This is a genomic window from Stenotrophomonas sp. P5_A8 (genome assembly GCF_056400545.1).
In genome coordinates this window covers 1-8,481 of sequence record NZ_JBFULB010000162.1, presented here as the reverse complement: position 1 = coordinate 8,481, position 8,481 = coordinate 1, and the positions used below count along the sequence as shown (strand labels likewise).

General features: G+C 66.8%; 6 protein-coding genes. 2 read left to right on the top strand and 4 right to left on the bottom strand.

The window, feature by feature from the left end:
• Both AC1DQP_RS12445 and AC1DQP_RS12440 read left to right on the top strand, forming a co-directional pair.
• Window positions 1-1,762: amidohydrolase family protein (locus tag AC1DQP_RS12445; protein WP_478051700.1), on the top strand; the 1,762-nt coding region annotated here is incomplete at its 5' end.
• On the top strand, window positions 1,759-2,952 hold the full coding sequence (locus tag AC1DQP_RS12440) for a dipeptidase (RefSeq protein WP_478051699.1): 1,194 nt from the start codon (window positions 1,759-1,761) through the stop codon (window positions 2,950-2,952). The genes AC1DQP_RS12445 and AC1DQP_RS12440, both read left to right, overlap by 4 nt.
• Window positions 2,953-3,085: 133 nt before the next feature.
• On the opposite strand, the gene AC1DQP_RS12435 is transcribed toward AC1DQP_RS12440, so the two are convergent.
• Genes AC1DQP_RS12435 through AC1DQP_RS12420 form a run of 4 tightly spaced genes read right to left on the bottom strand, consistent with a single transcriptional unit; the run spans window position 3,086 to window position 7,988 of the window.
• Entirely contained in the window at window positions 3,086-4,357 is a 1,272-nt protein-coding gene (locus tag AC1DQP_RS12435) for a carbohydrate porin (protein WP_457319267.1), read from the bottom strand.
• On the bottom strand, window positions 4,354-5,751 hold the full coding sequence (locus AC1DQP_RS12430; RefSeq protein WP_457319266.1) for a c-type cytochrome: 1,398 nt from the start codon (window positions 5,749-5,751) through the stop codon (window positions 4,354-4,356). The genes AC1DQP_RS12435 and AC1DQP_RS12430 overlap by 4 nt, the downstream gene beginning before the upstream one ends.
• The gene (locus AC1DQP_RS12425; RefSeq protein ID WP_478051698.1) at window positions 5,748-7,388 is read right to left on the bottom strand and encodes a GMC family oxidoreductase; all 1,641 of its coding nucleotides are present in this window, start codon (window positions 7,386-7,388) and stop codon (window positions 5,748-5,750) included. The genes AC1DQP_RS12430 and AC1DQP_RS12425 overlap by 4 nt, the downstream gene beginning before the upstream one ends.
• A 48-nt stretch (window positions 7,389-7,436) precedes the next feature.
• Window positions 7,437-7,988 carry a sugar dehydrogenase complex small subunit gene (locus tag AC1DQP_RS12420; RefSeq protein WP_457321401.1) on the bottom strand — a complete coding sequence of 184 codons (552 nt, stop codon included), beginning with the start codon at window positions 7,986-7,988 and terminating at the stop codon, window positions 7,437-7,439.
• Window positions 7,989-8,481: the final 493 nt, after the last annotated feature.

The following is an 8,481-nucleotide window of genomic DNA, read 5'->3' as shown; positions in this document are numbered from 1 at the left end:
GGCCAAGGTCAGCGAGACGTTCTCGCTGCGGGACGGCCGGGCACGCTGGAAAAATGCCAGCGAACAAGGCGACCGGGCGCTGACCGCGCCCGCTTTCTTCCTGCCGATCTCGGCCCCGCCGGAGATCCAGGGCGTGCTGCTCCGCGCCTTGCTGAAGGCGCCAGGGCAGCGCCTGGCGCTGTTGCCATCGGGTGAGGCGCGCGTGGAACGCGTCGGCACGCTGCAACTCCAAAGCCAGGCTGGCCTCGTCGAGCTGACCCATTACCGCATCAGCGGACTGGGCTTCACCCCCGCCTCGGTATGGCTGCATGCCGATGGTCGCACGGCGGCGATCACCTATGCATCGGGCTGGGTCGCCATCCTGCCGGCGGCGCTCAAAGCCAGCCTGCCCCAGATCGTCGCCGCCCAGGAGCGCGCCGATGCGGAATGGTCGGCAACGCTGGCGCGCGATCTTACGCACCAGCCGAAGGGGCCGCTGCTGATCCGCAACGCGCGCGTATTCGACCCGCGCGATCTCACCGCCACGGCGGGCACCAGCGTGCTGGTGGACGGCGAGCGCATCATCCGGGTGGCCGCCGACGGACGGATAGACGCGCCCGCCAACGCCGAGGTCATCGACGCGCACGGACGGTTCCTGCTGCCGGGCCTGTGGGACGTGCACAAGCACTACGCCGAAGCCGATGGCCCTCTCGATATCGCCGCGGGCATCACCAGCAGCCGCGACCTGGCCAACAACACCGACAACTTCATCGAGCGGGTCATGCGGTTCGATGCCGGCACCGAGATCGGGCCGCGCGTGTCGATGGCCGGCTTCATTGACGGGCCAGGACCGTTTGCCGGGCCGACCAGGATGCTGGTCAATACACCCGAGGAGGCCCGCAAGGCGGTCGACTGGTATGCCGACCATGGCTATGTGCAGATCAAGACCTATTCCTCGCTGAAGCCCGAGCTGTTTCCGGTGATCGCCGACCATGCACACGCACGCGGCCTGCGCGTCAGCGGCCATGTGCCGGCCTTCGTATCGGCGCGACAGTTCGTCGAGGGCGGCACCGACGAGATCCAGCACATCAATTTCATCTTCCTCAATTTCATGTATCCGCGGGTGCAGGAGACGCGCAACATGAAGCGGCTGACGGAGATCGGCGAGCATGCCTACGAGTACACGCCGGACCAGCCGGAGGTTCGCGAGTTCATCGCGTTCCTGAAAGCGCACCACACTGTTGTGGATCCCACCCTCGCCGTCTTCGAGGATTTGTCCGGCGACCCCAACGATCCGGTACCGCCAGGCCTGCGTCCGATCGCCGCCCGGCTGCCGCCCCAGGTGCAGCGCAACTTCGGCTTCGACCCGCTCCCGGTGCCGAAGGGCCAGGAAGCAGCCTATGCCAAGGCATTCCCTGCGTTGATGCGCATGGTCAAGGCCCTCCATGATGGCGGCGTCACGCTGATGCCCGGCACCGATGGGCTGGCCGGCTACCTGTTGCACGCCGAGCTGGAGATCTACGCCCGCGCCGGCATTCCCAATGCGGAAGTGCTGCGCCTGGCGACGCTGACGCCGGCCCAGGTCATGGGCGTGGACAAGGATCGCGGCGTGATCGCGCCAGGCAAGCTGGCCGACATGGTGCTGATCGATGGCGATCCGCTCAACGACATGCGCGATATCCGCAAGGTAGAGCTTGTATTCAAGGGTGGCAAGATCTTCGATCCGGCAGCGATCGAGCAGGCACTCGGTATCCAGCCGCGCAAGCCGGTGCAGGTCCAATGAGCCTCTCCATCGATGCCGCCACGCGCGAGGCGCCTGCCATTGAACCGTCGCGACGGCGCTTTCTTGGTGCCTGCGCACTCGGCAGCGCAGGCGCGCTGCTGTTGCCGACGCGTGCAGGCGCCGCCGCGCCGGCAACAGCCGCCCGCTCGCAGTGGCCTGGCTACCTTCAGGCCACGGTGATCGATACCCTCAACGGTGGCCCGCTCGACCCGYAGGCCGAGGCCGAATATGCACCGTTGGACGCTCGCGTGCTGGCCGACGCAAGGGCCTCGGGACTGACCGCCTGCAACGTAACGGTCAGTGGCGTCGGCAGTTACCTCAACGACTATGCGCTGACGATGCGTGCCATTGCCTACTGGAACGGCGAACTGGCGCGCCATGCCGATGCGCTGCGCCTGGTGCGCACCGGCGCGGACCTTGCCAACGCAAAGCACAGCGGACGGCTCGGCCTGATCTATGGCTTCCAGGATGCGACGCCGTTCGGCGAGGACCTGGAACGCTTCGAGACCTTTTACGGTCTTGGCGTGCGCATCTACCAGCTGACGTACAACCGGCGCAACCTGGTCGGCGACGGCTGCCTGGAGGCCGCCAATGCCGGGCTCAGCCAATTCGGTCGTGAGCTGATCGAGCGGCTCGATGCCGGTCGTGCCTTGATCGATCTCTCACATAGCGGCCAGCGCACCGCACTGGAGGCGATCGCCGCGTCCAGGGGTCCGGTCACCATCAGCCACACCGGCTGCGCCGCCCTCGTCGACCGTCCGCGCAACAAAAGCGACGAGGAGCTGCGCCTGCTCGCCGGCCGTGGCGGCGTGGCGGGCATCTACCTGATGCCCTTCCTGCGCAAGGAGGGACAACCGACGGCGGCGGATCTGATCCGCCATATCGAGCACGCGATCAATGTCTGCGGCGAAGAGCACGTCAGCCTGGGTTCGGACGGCATCATCCCGGCGATCGATCTGACCCCTGAGTACCGCAAGGCCTTCCGCGCATTTGTCGAGGAGCGCGTCAAGCGTGGCATCGCCGCGCCGGGAGAGAGCGCTGAGGTAGTCAATTTCCTGCCCGACCTCAATCAACCCGATCGCTTCGACCGCATTGCGCTCCTGCTGTCCCGGCGTGGGCATCGTGACGCGCGCATCGAGAAGATACTGGGCGGCAACTTCGCGCGGTTGTTCACGGACGTATGCGGGTGACCCGATGTCCGCCCCCTGCCCTGCCCCGCGCGGGGGGCGGCTGTGCACACGAAAACGGCAGGCCGGTGCACCGGCCTGCCGTGACATGGACGTCCAGACCCTTACCGGCAGGCGGTGGCCTGTACCGACCGGCTCAAAGCGTTGCCTGCGCCTGCAGCGTGAACACCCAGCTGTCCGGACGGCTGTCATATGCACCGGGCCGCGCCACGTACTGCACCGACGGCCGCAGGATCAACCACCGCGTGACCTGCACGCCATAGTTCAGCTCGACGAACTGCTCGTTGCTCTGCACGTCCTTGCCGGTCACCTGCTGGTACCGCGCAAGCCGGTCGGAGATGTCCAGCCGGTTCCAGGCCAGGCTCAGCACGTCGTCTTCCCGCGATGCCACCACGCCGCGCCAGCTCACGCCGGCTTCCCACGCGTAACGCATGAGGCCGGTCTTCGCGTCGGCGCGGGTGGCTACGCCGAACACCGACAGGCCACGCACGGTGTCGCCCTCCGGCTTCAACACGCGCTGCGCGACCTGCACGTAGGAGCCACTGCGATGCGACGCCCGTGGCGCGGGGGGATCGCCGATGTCATCCGCATTGGAGGTGTCCAGGTAATAACCGACCTTGTAGGTGCCGCCGTAGTCGTAGCCGGTCTTGCCGTGGCTGTAGCCCACCTCGACGGGCAGGAACAGGCCGGTCTTGCCGCGGTCGGAAACGCGGAAGCCGCTGCCGGCCTGCTTGCGCGTCGGCACGACGTCATAGATGCCGGTCTGTGCATACCAGCCTGACGGGTCGTTCCACTTCACCCGCAGGCCCCACTGGCCGGTCGGATTGTCCAGCCAGCCGGAACTGTAGATCGGGCCCAGCGGATGCCCGCATTGACCATTGTTGTTGAAGTTGCAGGTATACGGCAGGCCGCCGAAGTCATTGCCCATCGAGTAGAAGCCGCCCTTGAGGCTCAGCCGCTTGTCCAGCAGCAGGCGTTCGTAGGACAACTCGTTGAAACGCAGGTTCTGGCCCTGCCCGTAGAAGGCCTGGTTCTGGATGTAGGACCCCGTGGAGCGCTCATTGACCGCATTGCCGAAGCGGTCGGAGGACACTACCCGCAGCGTGCCGTCGAAGCCGAACGCTTTGCCGGTGTCGATCATCGCGCCCAGGTCGATGTGCTCGGCCGTGGACCAGCCCTTGCCCTTGTAGCCGGCGCTGTTGACGCCGCTGGCGATGACGATGCGTGCGCTCGGGGTGATGCCCCGGTCCTGCAGCCACAGTCGGGCCGCCCAGTCCGCGCTCAATGGGGTCTGGGTGATGGTGTCCACCGTCTTGGGCTTGGGCGCATCGGCGTCGGCGGCCCAGGCGGGCAGGCTTGCGGTCAAGGCCACGAGCCCTGCACAGATCATCAAGGAGGTGCGCTTCATGCCGCGGCCCTCCGGTTCCTGCGCGTGCGCCAAGCGCGGCGCACCAGCAGGAGCACGCCCACCAGTACCACTGCGCCCAGGATGAGCAGCGGTAGCCACAGCCGCCCGATCTTGGCCAGCAGCGGCTTTTCGCCCCCGGCGCGGATGAGCGCGACCTGCGCTGCGGTGACCTGGTCACCCGGCCCGAACTGGGTACGCACGTAGGTCGCGACCGCGGCGATGTCGTCATCGCTCAGGGCCTGTACGTAGGAGCCTTGGGAGAAATGCGGCATCAAGGCGTGCTCGCCATTCACGTCGCGGTCGATGCCGCCGATGATGGTCGCCACCAGGTTCTGCGGACGGGTCATGCCCACGGTGGTGTTGTGCACCAACGAGGGGTAAACCCCATCCTTGCTGCCCTCCCCGCGCGAACCATGGCAGCTAGCGCACAAGCCCGAGTACAGCACCGGCCCGGAGGCCAGGGGGGCATCGGTGCCACGCACCGGTTGCTCGCCCGGTGCCTTGGCGGCATCGCCCCAGGCGAAGGCAGCGCGGGTGGCGTCCTTGTCGACCACGGGCGGTACGGTGCGCAGGTAGGCCACGATGGCGCTGATGTCCTGGTCCTGTAGTTTGGACAGGCTGTTGCTCACGGCCTCGGCCATGCCGCCGCCCGCCTGCGCCTTGCCGGCCACGCGGCCGGTTTTGAGATAGCGTGCCAGCTCCTCATCGGTCCAGCCGCCGATACCGCTGATCGGGTCGGAGGTGATATTGGGCGCATACCAGTCACCCAGCGAACCGCCGGCGAAGGCCTTGCCGCCCACTTCCTGCATCATCAGGCCGCGCGGGCTGTGGCAGCTGGAACAGTGCGCCAGGCCTTCCACCAGATAGGCGCCGCGATTCCACTGCGCATCCTTGCCCGGATCGGGTTTGAAGGGCGTCTTGTCCAGGAACAGCAGGTTCCACACCGCCATGGACGTGCGCACACTGAAGGGGAACGGCAGCTCGGTGCGATGCGCCGCCTCGTTCACCGGTGCCACGCCTTGCATGAAGTAGACATACAGCGCGTGGATGTCCTCGTCGGTGAGCTTGGCGTACGAGGTGTAGGGCATGGCCGGATACAGATGGGCGCCGTCCTTGCGCACGCCCTCGCGGACCGCTTTGGCGAAATCACGCTCGCTGTAGGTGCCGATGCCATGGGTCTTGGACGGGGTGATGTTGCTGGCCCAGATTTCGCCCAGTGGCGAAGCGATGGCGTAGCCACCTGCGTACGGCTTTCCCTGCTTCGGGCTGGTATGGCAGGCCACGCAGTCGGCGGCGACGGACAGGTAGCGGCCGCGTTCCAGGGTCTCGTCGGCGCGTGCGGTTTGGCTGACGCCTGTCAGCATGGCCAGCGCGATGAGCAGCATCGTCTTCATGCKGCACGCTCGATGGCGTCGGCCGCGCGCAGTGCCAGCGCGGCCATGGTCAGGGTGCTGTTGACCACGCTGGCCGAGACCATCGCGCTGCCACCGGGCAGCCACAGGTTCGGATGGTCATGTGCGCGGCAATCGCCATCGACCACCGAGTCGCGCGGATCGGCGCCCATGATGGTCGATCCCATGATGTGGTTGTTCGCATTGAGCGAGGTGGTGATGACGAACTCTTCGGCGTTGAACAGCGTGCCGATGTGTCGCAGCTGTTCGCAGGACTTGTCGTAACCCTTGCGTGCGTAATCGCCCAGCGAGTAATGGATGTCCGGGCAGGCCAGGCCGTGGCCATCCACGCGGGTGGTGGAGAGGGTCAGGCGGTTGGTCGGATCCGGCAGGGGTTCCAGGCTGATCGACAGGTCCACGCCGTAGATCGCGCGGCGGCGGATTTCCGCGTCCAGCGCGTCACCGGTCAACCCCATCTTCAGCGCCTGATCGGTGGCGACGGGCACGCGGCTGATGTTGTTGAGGATGATCTTGGTGGCCGAGTACTGCGACCGGAACGCGCCGTCGCGCGGCCCGACCATGCAGCTGGACTGCGCCGGCCCCCGGCCCAGCCAGATCGGCCGATCGGCGATGAACGAGCAGTGGAAGCCGGAGTGATCCAGCATGTTGCGCCCGACCTGATCGGACGAATTGGCGATCCCGTTCGGGTTCTGTTCGTTGGCCGCGAGCAGCAGCAGGCGCGGGGTTTCCAGCGCGTTGCAGGCGATCACGAAGCTGCGCCCGGTGGCCTTGTGGCTGACCTTGTCGCTGTCATACCAATGGATGGCCGTCACCCGGTTCTGCGCATCGGTGTCGATCCTGTAGGCCACCGATTCGTCCAGCACCTTGGCGCCCAGGGCCTCGGCGGCCTGGACCGTGTGGACGCCGTTGTACATGGCCCCGATCGGGCAGATCGGCTGGCAGTTGTTGTTGCCGCAGCAGGCAGGCCGGTCATTCCACGGCTTGATCATGCGCCCCTGCGGAATCGGCACCAGGTTGTAGCCGTGCGGATTGACCACCTCGGCAAATACCTTGTCGCCGTTGCCCCACGGAATCATGTCGGCCAGGTAGGGCTTGGAGCGCTCGGACGGGCTCTGCTGGGCCGGGTCGTTCGGTCCGGACACGCCCATGGCTTCTTCGGCGCGGCAGTAGTACGGCTCGATGTCTTCGTAGCTGATCGGCCAGTCGCGACCGACGCCGTAGGCGGTCTGCATCTTGAAGTCCACCGGCAGGTGCCGCCAGCACGACGCGGCCCAGTGCCAGGTCGTGCCGCCCACGGCCTTGATGAAGCCCTGGTGGAAGCTGCTGGCATCGGGGCCGGTCAGGCCGACGTAATCGTTGGCCGGAAAGTACAGCGGCGCGGTGGCGAACTTCGATTGCGGGTACGGCCCCTGGAAATCGCTACCGATGCGTCGCTCGAAGCTGGCGTTGCGCCAGTTCTCGACGACGTCGGAACGGTTCAAGCGAGGGCCGGCCTCCAGGATCAGCACGGATTTGCCAGCGCGGACCAGCTGGTGGGCGATCAATGCGCCAACGACGCCAGAACCGACGATCACGACGTCGGCATCGACGTCGCCATCACGGAAAACCGGAGCTTTCATGAGGGGTATCCAGATCAATTGCAGGAAAAGAAGATGACCGCGCAGGTGTCAGGCGCGTGCTCGGATCGGTGCGGGCGGCTCGGCGGTCCACCATGCGGGCCCGCCCTGGGCGTAGGTCGCCGGGAACAGGCCATCCTCGGCAGGGCGCTGCATCAGCGCATCGCGATAGGACACGGTGACGGCATGGACGCCTTTACCCACGGTGCCGGTGTACCAGGCGGTGATGATCGCCAGCGCCGCCGGCCTCGCGTCGCCGGCCGCAGCCAGCAGTGCCTGCGCCCCACCCGTCCGGGTCGCCAGCGCGATAAGCGCGGGAAACCGGGCATGGACGTCGGGCTGCAGCGTGGCAAATGCCTTTTCGATCCGGTCAGCGGTGGCTGGGTCCAGGTCGCGCTTGTCGGTGAGGGCTTCGGACAGCCGGAGGAAGGCGGCATTGGCGTCGGTGGCGGGCGCAGCATCGGGTGCGGTACTCACCGCCGTCGCAGGCATTTTCCCGTGGCAGGCCGCAAGCAGCGAAGCCGAACCCATGGCCAGAAGGAAGTGCCGTCGCGTCAGGCCCCGTGCCTGTCGACCTGCTTCCAGTCCCTCGGGAATACGCATGTTGTGGACTCCGTGCTCCGTGACGTGCTCGGCTCCCGACCCGTACATCACGGGACGGACGAGCGCCGACGCGGCATACCTTACAGCATGTGACTGTCGTCACGGAGTGATCGAGACGGCGTTCACGGACCGCCGACGGTCCCGTGGCTACAACTCGGGGTCTGATCATTACTGGAGACGGGCCATGCGAATMGCGGTGTTGAGTGCCGTCGCCCTGCTGACATTGTCGGCCTGCAGCAAACCCGAGCGGACCGATCAAGGCCAGCACGCCGACGCCATCGAACAGCCGGCCCCTGCGCCTGCCCCTGCCGCAGGCAACACGGCCGCACGCAACGTGCCCGGTGGCGGAAGTGGTACTGCCGCGTCCGCACAGCAGGACTCCGGCGCCGCGTCTGACGCGGCACCGCCGCCGCCCAAGCGGTAGGGCTCACCTGCTGCCGTGTGCGCCGTTACGCGGTATCGCGTGCCAGCATGGGTTCCAACGGCGCTGCAG